We start from the raw sequence: 14668 nt of genomic DNA, 5'->3' as shown, positions 1-14668 counted from the left end.
GTCAGTCCTGCTGCTCGGAGGCGTAGGGGTCGGCGACGCCGATCTGGGCCAGGATTTCGCGCTCTTCGGCCTCCATCTCCTCGGCTTCGCCGTCGTCCTCGTGGTCGCGGCCCAGCAGATGCAGCACGCCGTGAACGACGAGGTGGCTCAGATGATCGGCCAGCGTCTTGCCCTGGGTCTGGGCTTCAGTCGCGCAGACGCCGTAGGCCAGGACGATGTCGCCCAGATGCGGCGCGGCGTTTTCCGGCGCAGGGAAGGACAGGACGTTGGTCGGCCTGTCCTTGTCGCGAAACCGGGCGTTCAGCTCGCGAACGCTTTCGTCGTCGGTCAGCAGGACGACGATGTCGCCCTCGACGGCGCTCAGGGCCGCCTTGGCCGCCCTGTCCACCACGGCCTCGGCGTCCGGTACGGCGCCGGTCCAGGCCTCGGCCTCGACTTCAATCTCGATCATGCGGGGTCTTCGAGGTCCGGGGCGGGCAGGCCCTTCGCGGCATCGGCGTCATAGGCGCGCACGATCCGCTCGACCATGGCGTGACGCACCACGTCCGAGGCCTCGAACTTCAGCACGCCGACGCCCTTGACCCCGTCGAGGATGCGCAGGGCGTGGGCCAGGCCGGAATCGCGCGGGTTCAGCAGGTCGATCTGCGACGGATCGCCCGTCACCACCATCCGCGCGCCCTCGCCCAGCCGGGTCAGGACCATCTTCATCTGCAGACGGCTGGTGTTCTGGGCCTCGTCGACGATGACGAAGGCGTGGCTAAGGGTGCGGCCGCGCATGAAGGCGATGGGGGCGGCTTCGATCTCGCCCTTGTCGCGCCTACGCTGCACGTCCTCGGCGCCCAGGATGTCGTTCAGCGCCTCCCAGATCGGGGCCAGATAGGGATCGACCTTCTCGTTCAGGTCGCCCGGAAGGAAGCCCAGCTTCTCGCCCGCCTCGACCGCAGGGCGGGTGATGACCAGACGGTCCACCTGTCCCCGCCGTAGCAGGGAGGCGCCATAGGCCGCCGCCAGGAAGGTCTTGCCGGTGCCGGCCGGGCCGACGCCGAAGCTGAGTTCGCACCGACCCAGCATGTCCAGATAGGCGGCCTGGGCCTTGGTCTTGGGCACGATGGCGCCGCGCTTGCCGCCCGGAAGCGACACGCCCGCCGCCGCCATGCCCGGTGTGCCCTTGCCGCCGCGCGCCTGACCCAAGGCCGCGCGCACGTCGGCCTCGGTGACTTCGGCGCCCAGGGCCGCGCGTTTGGCCAGATCCTCAATCACCTGGCGCGCATCGGTGCGGTCGCGCGTCCCGCCGTTGACGGAGACCCCGCCGCCCGGCGCCTCGACCAGCACCTTGAAGGCGTCCTCGATCAGGGCGACGTGACGACTGTTCGGCCCGACGACTGCACGCAGCTCGGCGTCATTCAAAGGGACGAATTCGGATTCTCGCGCCACTAGGCCGCCTTTTCTCTTTGGGCTATCGCCTCGCGCGCGGCGCTCGGCTGCATGAGCCCATTCGGGATTAAGCGGCCCATCAGACTGTTCTGCTGGCCCGCAACGATCTCGACCGGAACGATCTGGCCGATCAGATGATCCGCGTCATCGACGTGGACCGATTGCAGATATGGGGATCGACCGATCGCTTGGCGACGGTGGCCGTGTCGGCCGGGCTTGTCGAACAGCACACTCAGGGTCCGGCCCGCCTGCAGTTCATTGAACGCGGTCTGCTGTTCGGTCAGCAAAGCGATCAGCCGGTGCAGCCGCTCCTTGGCGACTTCCGGCTCGACCTGTTTGCCCACGCCGGCGGCGGGCGTGCCAGGGCGTGGCGAATAGGCGAAGGCGAACGCCCCCGCGTAGTTCACGCGACGCACCAGATCCAGCGTGTCCTCGAACTCCTTGTCCGTCTCGCCGGGGAAGCCGACGATGAAGTCGCCCGCGATGGCGATGTCCGGCCGCGCGGCGCGGATGCGGTCGATCAGGTCGAAATATTTCTGGCGGCCGTGCTTTCTGTTCATCGCCCGCAGGATTCGGTCCGACCCTGCCTGAACCGGCAGGTGCAGATAGGGCATCAGGGCGTCCAGCTCGCCGTGGGCGACGATCAGTTCGTCGGCCATGTCGTTGGGGTGGCTGGTCGTATAACGGATGCGGTCCAGGCCGGGGATCTCGGCCAGGGCATAGGCCAGTTCGGCTAAAGTCGCCTTCTTTCCATCCGGCCGCTCGCCGTCATAGGCGTTGACGTTCTGACCCAGCAGGGTGACTTCGCGCACGCCGCGTCCGGCCAGTTGCCGCGCCTCCTCCAGCACCGAAACCATGGGCCGCGACCATTCGGCGCCGCGCGTATAGGGCACGACGCAGAAGGTGCAGAACTTGTCGCAGCCCTCCTGCACCGTCAGGAAGGCGGTCGGCCCCTCGGTGAAGCGCGTGGCGGGCAGGGCGTCGAACTTGTCATCGGGGGCGAAGTCGGCGCCGATCCGCTCTCCCCGTGCCCGCGCCGTGCGGGTCAGCAGTTCGGGCAGCTGGTGATAGGCCTGAGGGCCGACGACGATGTCCACGGCGGGCTGGCGGCGCATGATTTCTTCGCCCTCGGCCTGGGCGACGCAGCCGGCGACGGCGATGGTCATGTCGCCGCCGGTCTCGCGCCGGACGTCGCGCATTTCGCGCAGCTTGCCGAGCTCGGAATAGATCTTCTCGGCCGCCTTTTCGCGGATGTGGCAGGTGTTCAGGATGACGAAGTCGGCGGCCTTCACGTCTTCGGTGAGGGCATAGCCCAGCGGGCGCAGCACATCGGCCATGCGCTCCGAATCATAGACGTTCATCTGACAGCCGTAGGTCTTGATGAACAGACGCTTCTCGGGCGCGGCCATCGTCTCGGCGTGTGGAGCCAGTGTCTCGGTCATCCGGGGCTTATGATCGCCCGGACGTGCGGCGACAAGACAGGTGGTCAGCCCGCATCCACGTCGGCGGGATCGACCCGTGCGGCGTGGCGGGTGAAGATCAGGCCTTCGCGCTTGGACGGCTCGGCGCCCTCGATCGCCACGCCGTAAAGCTCCAGCTTGTGGCCGATCAGCTGGAAGCCCAGTCGTTCCGCGATCTCGGACTTCAACCGCTCGATCTCGGCGTCGAAGAACTCGATCACCTCGCCCGACTTGGTGTCGATCAGGTGGTCGTGGTGGTCGTCGCCCGCCTCTTCGTAGCGGCTGCGGCCGTCGCCGAAGTCATGCTTCTCGACCACGCCCGCCTCTTCGAACAGGCGCACGGTGCGATAGACGGTGGCGATCGAGATGTGGGGGTCGATGGCCGAGGCGCGACGGTACAGCTCCTCGACATCGGGGTGGTCTTCGGCGTTGGACAGCACGCGGGCGATCACCCGACGCTGTTCGGTCATACGCATGCCGCGGTCGGCGCAGAGTTTTTCGATCCGGTCCATGATCCTAGAATAGGGGCTAGGATCGCATCAGGGAAGCGGCACGTTGGCCTGATCCGCACAGAGATCGCGGCTCATCACCACGGCGTCCGTGCGAGACCCGTCGGCGGCGGCGTAATAGGCCTTTCGACGGCCGATCTGACTGAATCCCGCGCGGTCATAAAGGGCGCGGGCGGGGGCGTTGTCCTCTGCAACTTCCAGGAACAGCCGTGCCGCGCCGCCTTTCGTCGCGGCGACGGCCGCCTCTTCGACCAGACGACGCCCCAGGCCCAGGCGGCGCGCCTTTGGAAGCACCGCGAGGGTCAGGATTTCAGCCTCGTCCAGCACGATGCGGATCAGGACGAAGCCGTCGGTTTCCGCGATCGAAACGACACCAGGCTGGGACAGCAGGTCGGCGAACTCGCGCGCGCTCCAGGGCGCCGCAAAGGCCTGGGCGTGAAGGGCGGCGAGAGCGGCCGAGTCCGATGCGGTCATGACGCCGGTTGGCGCGGCTGGCCCGGCAGGCGGCTGGGCGGGGTGGCGTCGGGCGCGCGCAGGTAGAGCGGACGGGGCGGATGCGTTGCCGGATCGGCGGCTGCGGCGAGACGAGCCAGGGCCTCCGGCGACGGGGCGACGCGGTCGTCGATACGGGCGAACTCCAAAGCCGGGAAGGCCTCCGCCAGCACCGCTGCGCCATTGCCGACCAGAGCGACGTCGCCGCCGATCTGGCCGATCCGTCGCGCCGCCTCTTCCAGCGACAGGGCTTCGTCCGGCCCAAGCGCCGCACCATTCGTGAACAGCCGGGCGTAAACCTGACCGCGTCGCGCGTCGATGAGGGCCGCGATCGGCCCTGCTGCGTCATCAAGAGACGCCGCGAGGGCGTCCAGCGCGGAGATGCCGACCACGGGCCGATCCAACGCCGCGCCCAGACCTTGAGCGAAGGCCAGGCCGACACGCAAGCCGGTGAAGGATCCCGGTCCGACGGTCACGCCGATCCGGTCCAGGGTGCCGAAGCCGCCACCCGCCTGGGCCATCACATCGCGAACCAGGCCGCCCAGCCGTTCCTGATGGCCCTTGGTCATCGGTTCGAATCGCACGGCCAGGGGACGGTCGTCTTCGAACACCGCCGCCGTGCAGGCGCCGAGCGCCGTATCGATCACCAGAAGTCTCATGAACGGCCTTCTAGGCCGCTCTGGCGAGAACCTCCACCAGTCGTGTCAGGGCCTGGCGCACCGCGCGGTCGTCGATGCGGGAAAATCCGTCGGCCATGGCGCGTCCCTCGGCCGTCGCGGCCAGGGACCGGATCACCACAAGCTCAGGCGTGTCGCTTTCGTCCGGCCGATCCGGAAAGAAGGCTTCGACGGGAAGTCCCAAGGCCAGGGCCAGGCGATGCAGACGCGCCGCCGAAATACGATTCTTCCCGCCCTCGTATTTCTGAAGTTGCTGGCAACTGACGCCGACCATCTCGCCAAGAGCCGTTTGGGACAGTCCCAGCGCCGTGCGCCGCGCCATGATCCGTGCCCCGACCAGAACGTCCAGAGGCTCGACAGCCCGCGCCGTCTTGCGTGTTGTAGCGTCCGTCTTGTCCATAAAAGGACAGTTTCACAACCTTACCGAGAGTGCAACGTTTTCGTTTCATTGTGTCAGTCGGGGCTCCAGTCTGGCGATGACGGCGGATGTTCTCAGGATCAGGCGCCGCTCGATCGTCTCGACCTGGTCCAGCCCGCCCGCGCCCCGCACATGCATATGTTGGGCGTCCGCCTGCTCGAACAGCCGCACCCGCGTCGTCCCGTCCGTCATCTCGATCACGCAGCCCTGACCCTGGCGGGGCCACAGACCCGGTTCGCACTCCAGCACGACGCCGGGTTCGGCCCAAGGCGAAAGATCGGCGTTCAGAACCTCGATCCGGGTCAGGCGGGTGGAGCGGCCTTCGAAGGCGCGTCCCCCGCCTTCCACGCCCCTGGGGTCGGAGGCCGCCGTCGGCCGTTCGGTCTGGCTGGACAGAAGCAAGGCCAGGGCGTCGGGACTGGAGTCGAGCGCGCCGGTCAGGCGACGTTGCACGTCAGGCCGGAACAGGCCGGGGCGACGGCCTGATTCGTACAGGCCCCAACCCTGGCTGGTCATATTGACCCGCGCGCCCGCCTCGGCCTGCGATAGGCCGCGCTCGCGACGCAGGGCGGCGAGCGCCTCGCCGAGGCGTAGAACTTCAGGATCAGGAACGAAGCGGGGCACCAACTTAAGATGGCGCCCGACGGCGAGTCTGGCGAGGACGAAACCGTTCTGTCGATCAGATGGTCTGCTCGACCCGCGTCACTTCGGGCACATAGTGGCGCATCATCTGTTCGACGCCGGCCTTCAGCGTGGCCGACGACGAGGGACAACCGGCGCAGGCGCCGCGCATCCGCAGGTTCAGCACCCCGGTCGATTCGTCGAAGGAATCGAACAGGATGTCGCCGCCGTCCTGGGCCACGGCCGGGCGAATGCGGCTGTCCAGCAGGGCCTTGATCTCGGCGACGATCTCGCTGTCGTCCTCGGCATGGCCATCGGCCTCGGCGCTCGCGCCGCGCGTCAGCGGCTGGCCCGAGACGAAATGATCCATGACGACGCCCAGGATGGGCGCCTTCATCTCCGACCACTCCGGCCCCTGGGGCTGCCGAGTGACCGACACATAGTCGGCGCCGAAGAAGACGCCATCGACGCCTTCCAGCTCGAACAGGGCCTCAGCCAGGGGCGAGGCTGTCGCCTCGTCGATGGTTCGGTATTCCAGCGCGGCGGCCGGCGAAACGTCGCGGCCGGGCAGGAACTTCAGCACGTTCGGATTGGGCGTGGGTTCGGTCTGGATGAACATGGGCGGGAGATGCGCTCGCCCCCGCTCCGTTGCAAGACCCCGCCCCAACCTAGCGCCGTTTCAGCCCGCCCAGGATGCCGCGCATAAGTTCACGGGTCAGGGTCGAACCGGCGGTGCGCAACACCGACTTGGTCAGGGCCTCCATCGGCGTCTGACGATTGGAGGCGCGGGCGCGCGGGGCGGGCGCAGCCCGCGGCGCGACCCGGGCCTGTTCTCTGGCCCGTTCCTTTTCAGCTTTCTCGTCGGCCTTGGCTTGGATTTCGGCAGCCTTGGCGGCGTCGGCCTGAGCCTTCGCTTGAGCCTGGGCCTGCGCCTCGGCCTGGTCGGCGGCGCTGTGGCGGTTAGCCAGGATTTCGGCGGCCGATTCGCGGTTCAGCACCTGGTCGTACAGGCCGCGCACGGGGCTGGCGGCCATGACGGCTGCGCGTTCGGCGTCGGTGGCGGGGCCAAGGCGCGAGGCGGGCGGGCGGATCTTGGTGCGGGCCACGATGGTCGGCGCGCCCTTCTCGTCCAGCACCGAGACCAGGGCCTCGCCCACGCCCAGACCCTGAATAGCCTCGGCCGTGTCGAAGGCGGCGTTGACGCGGAAACTTTGCGACGCGGCCTTCAGCCCCTTCTGTTCGGACGGCGTATAGGCGCGCAGGGCATGCTGGATGCGGTTGCCCAGCTGGGCCAGGACGCTGTCGGGAATGTCGGCCGGGTTCTGGGTCACGAAATAGACGCCGACCCCCTTGGACCGGATCAGGCGGACGACCTGTTCGACCTTTTCCAGTAGGGCGCGCGGGGCGTCGTTGAACAGCAGGTGCGCCTCGTCGAAGAAGAAGACCAGGCGCGGCTTTTCCGGGTCGCCGACCTCGGGAAGTTGCTCGAACAGTTCCGACAGCAGCCACAGCAGGAAGGCCGCATACAGGCGCGGGCTGTTCATCAGCCTCGTCGAATCCAGCACATTGACCTGGCCCCGCCCGTCCAGGCCGACGCGGATCATGTCTTCCAGCTTCAAGGCCGGTTCGCCGAAGAAGGCGGCCCCGCCCTGTTGCTCGACCTGCAACAAGGCGCGTTGGATCGAGGCGATGGAGGCGGGGGCGACATTGCCGACCTCGCGCCCGATCCGGTCGGCGTTCTCGCCGACATAGACCAAGAGGCTGCGCAGATCGTCGAGGTCCAGCAGCAGCAGGCCTTCCTTGTCCGCCACGTGGAAGACGACGGTCAGCACGCCCTCCTGCACGTCATTCAGGTTCAACATCCGCGCCATCAGCACGGGGCCGATCTCGGACACGGTGGTGCGGATCGGGTGGCCCTTCTGGCCGTACAGATCCCAGAAGACGGTCGGGGCGGCGCGCGGCGTCAGGGTCAAGCCCATCTCGGTCGCGCGGGCGATCAGTTTCTCGTTCGGGGTTCCGATCTGGGAAATGCCCGACAGGTCGCCCTTCACGTCGGCGCAGAAGACCGGCACCCCGGCGTCGGAAAAGCCCTGGGCCATGATCTGCAGCGTGACCGTCTTGCCCGTGCCGGTCGCGCCGGCGACGACGCCGTGGCGGTTGGCGCGGTTGAACAGCAGGCTTTCCGGCTGGTCGGCGTCGGACTGGCCGAGGAACAGGCCGGGCAGGGCGTCGGGCATGAGGGTCTCCGATGGCGTCTCGACGAAAGGTCTAGCGCGTTCCAAACGCGCTCGGAACAGCGATTGACGCCGAAGCCGAGCGGTTCGACAACACAGACATGAAAAGCCCCGTCGCCATGCCGTCCTCGGCCGTGTCCCGCAACGCCCTGGGCGTCATCGCCACCGTGGCGGCGGGGGCGGCCATCTACTGGCTGCGGGACATCCTGACCCCGCTGGCCATGGCCATCTTCCTGCTGATCATGATCGACGGGGTGAAACGCTCGGTCGAGGCGCGCACGCCGCTGAACAGCCGCATGGCCGGGATCGCGGCCCTGACCCTGGTGGTGCTGGCCTTCTTCGCCTCCATCGCCATCATCGTGAACGGCGCGGCCAGCTTCTTCGGCGAGGCGTCGGGCGTGTCCCAGAACATCGGCCCGCGCATCGATCAGATCATTCGCGACGTCTATGGCGTGGTGCGGCTGGCCAATCCGCCGACGGCCCAGGACCTGATCAACGGCGTCGACGTGCGCGGTTACCTGACGTCGATGGCCTTCCAGGTGCAGGGCATCGCCTCAGGCGCCTTTTTCGTCCTGATCTATCTGGGCTTTCTCCTGGCGTCCCAGATCGGGTTCCGGCGCAAGATCATCGCCATGTTCCCGTCCGAGGCCCAACGTGACGAGGCCGTCGCGGTGTTCCAGCGCGTGCGCGGCGGGGTCGAAGGCTACATCTGGGTGCAGTCGGTGACGGGGGCGATGATCTGCGTCGTGGCCTGGATCCTGATGCGGGCCGTCGGGCTTCAGAACGCCGAGTTCTGGACCTTCGTCATCTTCATCGTCGGCTTCATCCCCGTGCTGGGCGGGGCGGTCGCCGGCCTGGCGCCGCCGCTGTTCGCCCTGGTCCAGTTCGAAAGCTACTGGCCGGCGGCGGTGCTGCTGGTGGGCCTGCAGGTCATCCTGTTCGTCGTCGGCAACTTCATCCAGCCGCGCATGCAGGGCGACAACCAGAACATCGACCCGGTCGTGGTGCTGCTGGCCCTGGCCTTCTGGGGCAAGATGTGGGGCGTGGTCGGCATGTTCCTGTCCACGCCGCTGGCGGTCATGGCCATGGCGATCCTGGCCGAGTTCAAGGGCTCGCGCTGGATGGCGATCCTGCTGTCCGGCGACGGTGAACCCTATGCGGACGAGGGCAAGAAGGCAGCTGATCCGAAACAGACCCGACGCAAACCCCGGCCCAAGCCGGAGCCCGCGCCGGAGGCCTGATCAGGGCTGCCAGCCGCTGGTCTGGTCCGCGTCGCTGTCGCCGGCCAGGGCGCCGCGCGTCTTCTTCACCTCGGCCCAGGCCGCCCGCAGCAGGGCCGGCACGCCTTCGCCCGACACGCCGGACACCAGCATGGGCCGACGACCGGCGACAGCTTCCAGCTCGGCGGCCTTCTCATCGCGCGCCTCAGGCGTCAGGGCGTCGATCTTGTTCAGGGCCAGGATTTCGGCCTTGTCGGCCAAGCCCTCGCCATAGGCTTCCAGTTCGCCCCGGATGATCCGGTAGGCTTCGACCACGTCGTCCTGGGTGCCGTCGATCAGGTGGATCAGGCTGGCCGAGCGTTCGACGTGACCCAGGAAGCGCGTGCCCAGGCCGGCCCCCTCGCTGGCGCCTTCGATCAGGCCGGGAATGTCGGCGATGACGAACCGTTCGGACGGCGACAGGTCCACCATCCCCAGGTTCGGCGCCAGGGTGGTGAAGGGATAGTCGGCGATCTTGGGCTTTGCGGCGCTGGCGGCCGACAGGAAGGTCGACTTGCCCGCGTTCGGCAGACCCGCCAGACCGATGTCGGCGATCAGCTTCAGCCGCAGCCAGATCCAGCGTTCCTGGCCCTCCTGGCCGGGGTTGGCGTAGGTCGGCGCCTGGTTGGTCGGCCCCTTGAAGCGCACATTGCCCCAGCCGCCGTTGCCGCCCTTCAGCAGCAGTTCCATCTTGCCGGGCGTGTCCATGTCCAGCAGGACGGTTTCCTTGTCCTCATCCAGCACCTGGGTGCCGACCGGCACCTTCAGATGAACGTCCTCGCCCTTGCCGCCGTGCATCTGGCGACCCTGGCCGTGGTGGCCGGTCTGGGCCTTGAAATGCTGCTGGTAGCGATAGTCGATCAGGGTGTTCAGCCCGTCGACCGACTCGATCCAGACATCGCCGCCGCGCCCGCCGTCGCCGCCGTCCGGTCCGCCGTTGGGAATGAATTTCTCGCGTCGAAACGATACGGAACCGCCGCCGCCGTTGCCGGAGCGGATGTAGATCTTGGCCTGGTCGAGGAACTTCATCGCGGGCTTATGCCGCAGAAGCGCGGCAAATTACAGACCTGCGCGCCTGGCGTTATTTCAGCGCCAAGGTCACCGTCTTGATGTCCACATATTCGTCGATGCCGTGGATCGAACCCTCGCGGCCATAGCCCGACTGCTTGACCCCGCCGAAAGGCGCGACGGCGGTCGAGATCAGGCCGGTGTTGACCCCGCACATTCCCGCCTCGATCCGACGGGAAAAGCGCATGGCCCGGTCCAGGTCGCGGGTGAACAGGTAGGAGGCCAGGCCGTAATCGCTGGCGTTGGCCTTCTCCAGCGCCTCGTCCTCGGTGTCGAAGGCGAAGACGGGGATCATCGGGCCGAAGGTCTCTTCTTCGCGGAACAGAGCGTCGTCGCCGCCCAGGGTCACGGTCGGCTGGAAGAAGCGGCCGCCCAGTTCATGGCGCGAGCCGCCGGTCAGCACCTTGCCGCCGTTGGCCTTGACCGTCGCCACATGCTTTTCGACCTTGTCGATGGCCTTGTCCTCGATCAGCGGCCCGACCTTCACACCGTCATCGAAGGCGGCGCCGACCTTGATCTTCGCCACCTCGGCGGCCAGTTTTTCGGCATAGGTCTCGGCGACCGAGCGTTCGACATAGACGCGGTTGGGGCAGACGCAGGTCTGGCCCGAGTTGCGGAACTTGCCCTTGATGGTCTCAGCCACCGCCAGCTCCAGATCGGCGTCGGCGAAGACGATCAGGGGGGCGGCACCGCCCAGCTCCATCGACACCCGCTTCAGGGTGGGAGCGCACTGTTCCGCCAGTTTGCGGCCCACGCCGGTCGAGCCGGTGAAGGACAGTTTGCGGATTTCGGGACTGTCGGTCAGGACCTTGCCGATGGTCGCGGCGTCGCCGGTCACGATGGACAGCACGCCCTTGGGCAGGCCTGCCTCATAGGCCAGTTCGGCCAGGGCGATGGCGGTGAAGGGGGTCTGGCTGGCCGGCTTGACCACGGCGGTGCAGCCTGCGGCGAAGGCGGGGCCCAGTTTCCGGGTCAGCATGGCGGCGGGGAAGTTCCACGGCGTGATCAGGGCGCACGGCCCGACCGCCTCGCGATAGGTCAGGATCAGATGGCCCAGCGGACTGTCCTGGGTTTCGCCGATCAGTCGCTCGGCCTGGCCCGCGAACCATTTCAGGAAACCGTTGGCGTAGGTGACCTCGCCCTTGGCCTCCTCGAACGGCTTGCCGTTCTCCAGCGCCATCAGCGCGCCCAGCCCCTCGACGTTGTCGTCGATCAGCGCGGCCCATTTGCGCAGGAATGCGGCGCGCTCATGAGGGTCGCTGCGGGACCATGTCTTGAACGTCTCGGCCGCCGCCGCGATCGCCTGCTTGGTCTCGGCGGCGCCCAGGTCGGGCACATGGCCGATGATCTCGCCGGTCGTTGGATCATCGACGGCGATCCCGGCGCCGTTCGCAGGAATGGGCTCTCCAGCGATCAGGGCGTGCTGGCGTAGCAGCGCGAGGCCGGCGTCGCGGGCGGTGTGGTTCACGGGAAACTCCTTTCGCGGTCCTGAAACGAACAAGGCCCCGACGATGCGGGGCCTTGCAAGTCCGACGATGCAGCCGAGGCTGCGGTCGTCGATATTAGTTCTTGGCGTCTTGGGCGGCGCCGGTGACGGCTTGGCCAGCGGCTTGGGTGTCGCGACCCACGCCTTCGACGGTGTTGCAGGCGGCGGTGGTCAGGGCGGCGGCGGCGGCGACCAGAACGAAAATCTTGCGCATGAGTGATGCTCCGAGGTTAGCCGGGGTAAACTCCGCCGGTCTTGCTGGATTAACGCGGCGCAACGGCCCCGGTTCCTTTGCTGGATGCCTTGTCCGCCGGATCGACCGGCGCCAAGGCCTCCGGCGTGGCGAAGATCATGCGGGCGATAGTGCCGCCGCCGGGGGGCGTATCGAACTCGGTCTCGCCGCGAAGCTGTTTGGCGAAGGCGCTCATCAGGGTGCGACCAACCCCGACTTCAGCGCCGGCCTGCGCGCCTGGTCCGTCATCCTCGACTTCCAGCACCGACTTCTCGCCATGGACGCGGAAGCGCACCTTCAGCTCGCCGCCGCTGCCGGCGAAGGCGTGCTTCTGGGCGTTCGTCACCGCCTCGACCAGCCACAGCGCCAGGGGCGCCAGCTTGTCGGGATCGACGTGCAGGGAATCGGCGTCCACCGAACTGATGACGACAGGCCCGCGTCCCGCCTCGCTGGCGACCAGTTGGCCCACCAGCTCGTTCAGGAACTCGCGCGCATCGGCATGGCGGATGTCGTTGCTCTGATAGAGTGTGCGATAGATCAGGGCCAGGGCCGAGATGCGCTGGCGTGTATCGCCCAGCGCAGCCTTTGCGGGTGCGTCCGTCAGGGCGCGCTGCTGCATCGACAGCAGCGAAGAGATGATCTGTAGGTTGTTCTTCACCCGGTGATGGATCTCGCGCATCAACGCGTCCTTCTCCGCCAGGGCGTCGGTCAGCTCGCGATCTCGGACCGTGATGGCCTCGGCCATCTCGTCCAGGGTTCGGGCCATGGTGCGGATTTCGGCCGGGGCGTTCATCGCCTGGAGCGGCCGCACCGAGAACCGCCCACGGGCGTAGATGGCGGCGACCCGCTCCAGATAGTCCAGCCAGCGGATGAAGATGCGTTCGGACAGCAACATCACCGCCGCGAAGGCCGTCAGCCAGGCGCCCAGCGGCAGCAGCAGCGTCCCGATCGGGTTGAGCCGCGCCCACGACAGCAGCCCAGGCGCCGGAGCCGAAAGCAGGGCGTAGAGGTCGCCGCCCGCCAGGGCCGCGCCGGCATAGTCCCGGCGATGATTCTGCACGTCCTTGGCCTCGAACACGGCCGAGCCCTGCTCGCGCGCACGGCCGACCCATCCGGCGATGTCGTCGCCGTCGGCCAGCTTGAAGACATCGGGATCGCTGGCGGTCAGGATGCGCCCAGCGCCATCGGTCAGCGCCGCCTCGGCGCCCGAGGGCAGGGCGGGGTCCGTGATATCGGGTTGCAGCTCAGACAGGGGAATGACGGCGACCATGGCCCCGTCGAAGCGACCCATCGGTCGTTCAGCGCGGGTGGCGACGATCAGTGCGCTCTGATAGCCGGCGCCGTCAGGGGCGCGCACCACGACCAGTTCCTCGCCATTGCGCAGCCGCTGAAACCATGTGGCCTGTGCGGCGGGCGCGACGCCGGAACGCAGACCGTCCGTGCGGCCGGAGGCGCAGACCGCTTCCCCGGTCGGGCTGATGCGATAAAGGCCTTCATAGCCTTCCAGCCGTCCGACGAGGGCAGTCAGGCGCGGTGCGCAATAGGGGCCGAGCGCATCGGGGCTGAGCGCGCGCAGCAGAACCTGGGCGCTGTCCAGCTGGGCCTTGGCGCTGGAGGCGCTGCGTTCGGCGGCCAGTTGCAGATCGACCTGTCGATCCTCGGCTTGTCGGCGGAAATCGGCCTGGGTCTGAATTAAGCTCAAGACGAAGATCGGCAGCAGGGCCATCGCCATGGCCGCGCCCAGACGAAAACGAATTCCCTGAAAACGATTTGAAGTCCACGATCGACCTAGGCGCTGCCCTGTCGCGGCTTGGGTCGACTCACTCACTGCAGGTCAGCTCCGGGCGCCGGCCAGCCTGTCGGCCTCGCCCAGGATGGAGCGCATGGCGTCGCCCGCCGCCTTGCCGTCGCGGCCATAGCCGCCCTTTTCCAGCGTGGCCGCAAGTGCGCGGCGCGCGCGGCTGACCCGGCTCTTGACCGTGCCGACCGCGCAGCCGCAGATTTCGGCCGCCTCTTCGTAGGCGAAACCGCCGGCTCCGACCAGGATCAGCGCTTCGCGCTGTTCTTCCGGCAGGGTTTTCAGGGCCTGACGCAGTTCGTCCAGGGCGACGGGCGCCTCGGGATCGTCCACGGCGACCAGGGTCCGCTCGGCGGCTTCCTGGTCCAGCTGCGATTGACGCCACGAGCGGCGCTTCTCGGAATAGAACTGGTTGCGCAGGATCATGAAGGTCCAGGCCTTCATGTTCGTGCCCATCTGATACGACGCGCGAGCGTCCCACGCCTTCATCATGGCGTCTTGCGCCAAGTCGTCGGCGGCGGTGGGATCACCGGTCAGGGTACGGGCGAAGGCGCGCAGATGCGGGATCAGCACTACCAGTTCGCGCTTGAAGCCTTCGTCGTCAGCCGACGCGGGCTTGGGGGCCGCCCCCAGGCGAGACGTACTCATGCGGCGCCATCCGCAGCCTTCGCATCGGCGCGTTTCAGGATGTCGAGAAACTCGTCGGGAACGGGCTCGTTGACGACTTCGTCGAACATATGCCGCAGCTTCACGCCGATGGCCTGCTGGCGAAGCCGAGCTTCTTCAAGCCCCGCCTCCCCCTTCGTATCGGCGCCTTTCGGGCGCGAGGAGTCGGTAGAATTGATCATAGACAGAGTACGCCCACCCAACGTTCATCGCGGAGATGCCCGCCGATAACGTCATCCCCACGCGAGGGTTCCTAGGCCGCATCAATTTTAAGCTCAAGCTTCATCGAAACTGCGGAACCGGGGTGCGTATGA

17 protein-coding genes are annotated in these 14668 nt (G+C 67.5%); 1 reads left to right on the top strand and 16 read right to left on the bottom strand.

Going from position 1 to position 14668, the window contains the following annotated elements; genetic code table 11:
- Position 1: 1 nt before the first annotated feature.
- The 10 genes from ybeY to ACP693_RS15405 are packed head-to-tail and all read right to left on the bottom strand — an operon-like array spanning position 2 to position 7848.
- Entirely contained in the window at positions 2-451 is a 450-nt protein-coding gene (gene ybeY, locus ACP693_RS15450; RefSeq protein WP_426020570.1) for an rRNA maturation RNase YbeY, read from the bottom strand.
- A complete protein-coding gene (locus tag ACP693_RS15445) occupies positions 448-1434 on the bottom strand; it encodes a PhoH family protein (RefSeq protein WP_426020569.1) in 987 nt (328 codons plus the stop codon). The genes ybeY and ACP693_RS15445 overlap by 4 nt, the downstream gene beginning before the upstream one ends.
- Positions 1434-2876: a tRNA (N6-isopentenyl adenosine(37)-C2)-methylthiotransferase MiaB gene (gene miaB, locus ACP693_RS15440; RefSeq protein WP_426020568.1), complete on the bottom strand. Its 1443-nt coding sequence runs from the start codon at positions 2874-2876 to the stop codon at positions 1434-1436. The genes ACP693_RS15445 and miaB overlap by 1 nt, the downstream gene beginning before the upstream one ends.
- A gap of 44 nt (positions 2877-2920) precedes the next feature.
- The gene (locus ACP693_RS15435) at positions 2921-3406 is read right to left on the bottom strand and encodes a Fur family transcriptional regulator (RefSeq protein ID WP_159847368.1); all 486 of its coding nucleotides are present in this window, start codon (positions 3404-3406) and stop codon (positions 2921-2923) included.
- 27 nt (positions 3407-3433) lie between these two features.
- Positions 3434-3877 (bottom strand): ribosomal protein S18-alanine N-acetyltransferase, encoded by a 444-nt coding sequence (rimI, locus tag ACP693_RS15430; protein WP_426020567.1) that lies wholly within the window; start codon positions 3875-3877, stop codon positions 3434-3436.
- Positions 3874-4554, bottom strand: a complete 681-nt coding sequence (gene tsaB / locus ACP693_RS15425) for a tRNA (adenosine(37)-N6)-threonylcarbamoyltransferase complex dimerization subunit type 1 TsaB (protein ID WP_426020566.1) — start codon at positions 4552-4554, stop codon at positions 3874-3876. Before tsaB ends, rimI begins: the two co-directional genes overlap by 4 nt.
- Positions 4555-4564: 10 nt before the next feature.
- The gene (locus ACP693_RS15420) at positions 4565-4972 is read right to left on the bottom strand and encodes a helix-turn-helix domain-containing protein (RefSeq protein WP_426020565.1); all 408 of its coding nucleotides are present in this window, start codon (positions 4970-4972) and stop codon (positions 4565-4567) included.
- A gap of 45 nt (positions 4973-5017) precedes the next feature.
- Positions 5018-5614, bottom strand: coding sequence for a helix-turn-helix domain-containing protein (locus tag ACP693_RS15415; protein ID WP_426020564.1), 597 nt, complete (start codon positions 5612-5614; stop codon positions 5018-5020).
- 55 nt (positions 5615-5669) lie between these two features.
- Entirely contained in the window at positions 5670-6230 is a 561-nt protein-coding gene (locus ACP693_RS15410; protein WP_409716738.1) for a NifU family protein, read from the bottom strand.
- A 49-nt stretch (positions 6231-6279) separates the two neighbouring features.
- On the bottom strand, positions 6280-7848 hold the full coding sequence (locus ACP693_RS15405) for a helicase HerA-like domain-containing protein (protein WP_426020563.1): 1569 nt from the start codon (positions 7846-7848) through the stop codon (positions 6280-6282).
- Between the two features lie 98 nt (positions 7849-7946).
- On the opposite strand from ACP693_RS15405, the gene ACP693_RS15400 reads away from it, so the two are divergent.
- Entirely contained in the window at positions 7947-9086 is a 1140-nt protein-coding gene (locus ACP693_RS15400; RefSeq protein WP_426020562.1) for an AI-2E family transporter, read from the top strand.
- On the opposite strand, the gene obgE is transcribed toward ACP693_RS15400, so the two are convergent.
- From obgE to ACP693_RS15370, 6 genes are all read right to left on the bottom strand, one after another.
- Complete coding sequence (obgE, locus tag ACP693_RS15395; RefSeq protein WP_426020561.1) at positions 9087-10133, bottom strand: GTPase ObgE; 1047 nt, start codon at positions 10131-10133, stop codon at positions 9087-9089. It abuts the gene before it with no gap.
- Positions 10134-10185: 52 nt separating this feature from the next.
- Positions 10186-11640, bottom strand: a complete 1455-nt coding sequence (locus ACP693_RS15390; RefSeq protein ID WP_426020560.1) for an NAD-dependent succinate-semialdehyde dehydrogenase — start codon at positions 11638-11640, stop codon at positions 10186-10188.
- 94 nt (positions 11641-11734) lie between these two features.
- Positions 11735-11872, bottom strand: coding sequence for an entericidin A/B family lipoprotein (locus tag ACP693_RS15385; RefSeq protein WP_017505506.1), 138 nt, complete (start codon positions 11870-11872; stop codon positions 11735-11737).
- Between the two features lie 49 nt (positions 11873-11921).
- Complete coding sequence (locus tag ACP693_RS15380; RefSeq protein ID WP_426020559.1) at positions 11922-13622, bottom strand: sensor histidine kinase; 1701 nt, start codon at positions 13620-13622, stop codon at positions 11922-11924.
- A 102-nt stretch (positions 13623-13724) separates the two neighbouring features.
- Entirely contained in the window at positions 13725-14336 is a 612-nt protein-coding gene (locus ACP693_RS15375) for a sigma-70 family RNA polymerase sigma factor (RefSeq protein WP_135194501.1), read from the bottom strand.
- Positions 14333-14536, bottom strand: coding sequence for a NepR family anti-sigma factor (locus tag ACP693_RS15370; RefSeq protein ID WP_426020558.1), 204 nt, complete (start codon positions 14534-14536; stop codon positions 14333-14335). Before ACP693_RS15370 ends, ACP693_RS15375 begins: the two co-directional genes overlap by 4 nt.
- Between the last annotated feature and the right edge of the window lie 132 nt (positions 14537-14668).

It is taken from the genome of Brevundimonas sp. TWP1-3, assembly GCF_049896085.1.
GTDB lineage: Bacteria > Pseudomonadota > Alphaproteobacteria > Caulobacterales > Caulobacteraceae > Brevundimonas.
This window is presented reverse-complemented; position numbering and strand designations above follow the sequence as displayed.

What these genes read in the sequence shown, in the direction of transcription:
- ACP693_RS15405 (WP_426020563.1), bottom strand. Translation starts at nt 7,848, where the DNA reads ATGCCCGACGCCCTGCCCGGCCTGTTCCTCGGCCAGTCCGACGCCGAC.
- rimI (WP_426020567.1), bottom strand. Translation starts at nt 3,877, where the DNA reads ATGACCGCATCGGACTCGGCCGCTCTCGCCGCCCTTCACGCCCAGGCC.
- ACP693_RS15380 (WP_426020559.1), bottom strand. Translation starts at nt 13,622, where the DNA reads ATGGCGATGGCCCTGCTGCCGATCTTCGTCTTGAGCTTAATTCAGACC.
- ACP693_RS15410 (WP_409716738.1), bottom strand. Translation starts at nt 6,230, where the DNA reads ATGTTCATCCAGACCGAACCCACGCCCAATCCGAACGTGCTGAAGTTC.
- miaB (WP_426020568.1), bottom strand. Translation starts at nt 2,876, where the DNA reads ATGACCGAGACACTGGCTCCACACGCCGAGACGATGGCCGCGCCCGAG.
- ACP693_RS15370 (WP_426020558.1), bottom strand. Translation starts at nt 14,536, where the DNA reads ATGATCAATTCTACCGACTCCTCGCGCCCGAAAGGCGCCGATACGAAG.
- ACP693_RS15435 (WP_159847368.1), bottom strand. Translation starts at nt 3,406, where the DNA reads ATGGACCGGATCGAAAAACTCTGCGCCGACCGCGGCATGCGTATGACC.
- ACP693_RS15400 (WP_426020562.1), top strand. Translation starts at nt 7,947, where the DNA reads ATGAAAAGCCCCGTCGCCATGCCGTCCTCGGCCGTGTCCCGCAACGCC.
- ybeY (WP_426020570.1), bottom strand. Translation starts at nt 451, where the DNA reads ATGATCGAGATTGAAGTCGAGGCCGAGGCCTGGACCGGCGCCGTACCG.
- obgE (WP_426020561.1), bottom strand. Translation starts at nt 10,133, where the DNA reads ATGAAGTTCCTCGACCAGGCCAAGATCTACATCCGCTCCGGCAACGGC.
- ACP693_RS15385 (WP_017505506.1), bottom strand. Translation starts at nt 11,872, where the DNA reads ATGCGCAAGATTTTCGTTCTGGTCGCCGCCGCCGCCGCCCTGACCACC.
- ACP693_RS15420 (WP_426020565.1), bottom strand. Translation starts at nt 4,972, where the DNA reads ATGGACAAGACGGACGCTACAACACGCAAGACGGCGCGGGCTGTCGAG.
- tsaB (WP_426020566.1), bottom strand. Translation starts at nt 4,554, where the DNA reads ATGAGACTTCTGGTGATCGATACGGCGCTCGGCGCCTGCACGGCGGCG.
- ACP693_RS15375 (WP_135194501.1), bottom strand. Translation starts at nt 14,336, where the DNA reads ATGAGTACGTCTCGCCTGGGGGCGGCCCCCAAGCCCGCGTCGGCTGAC.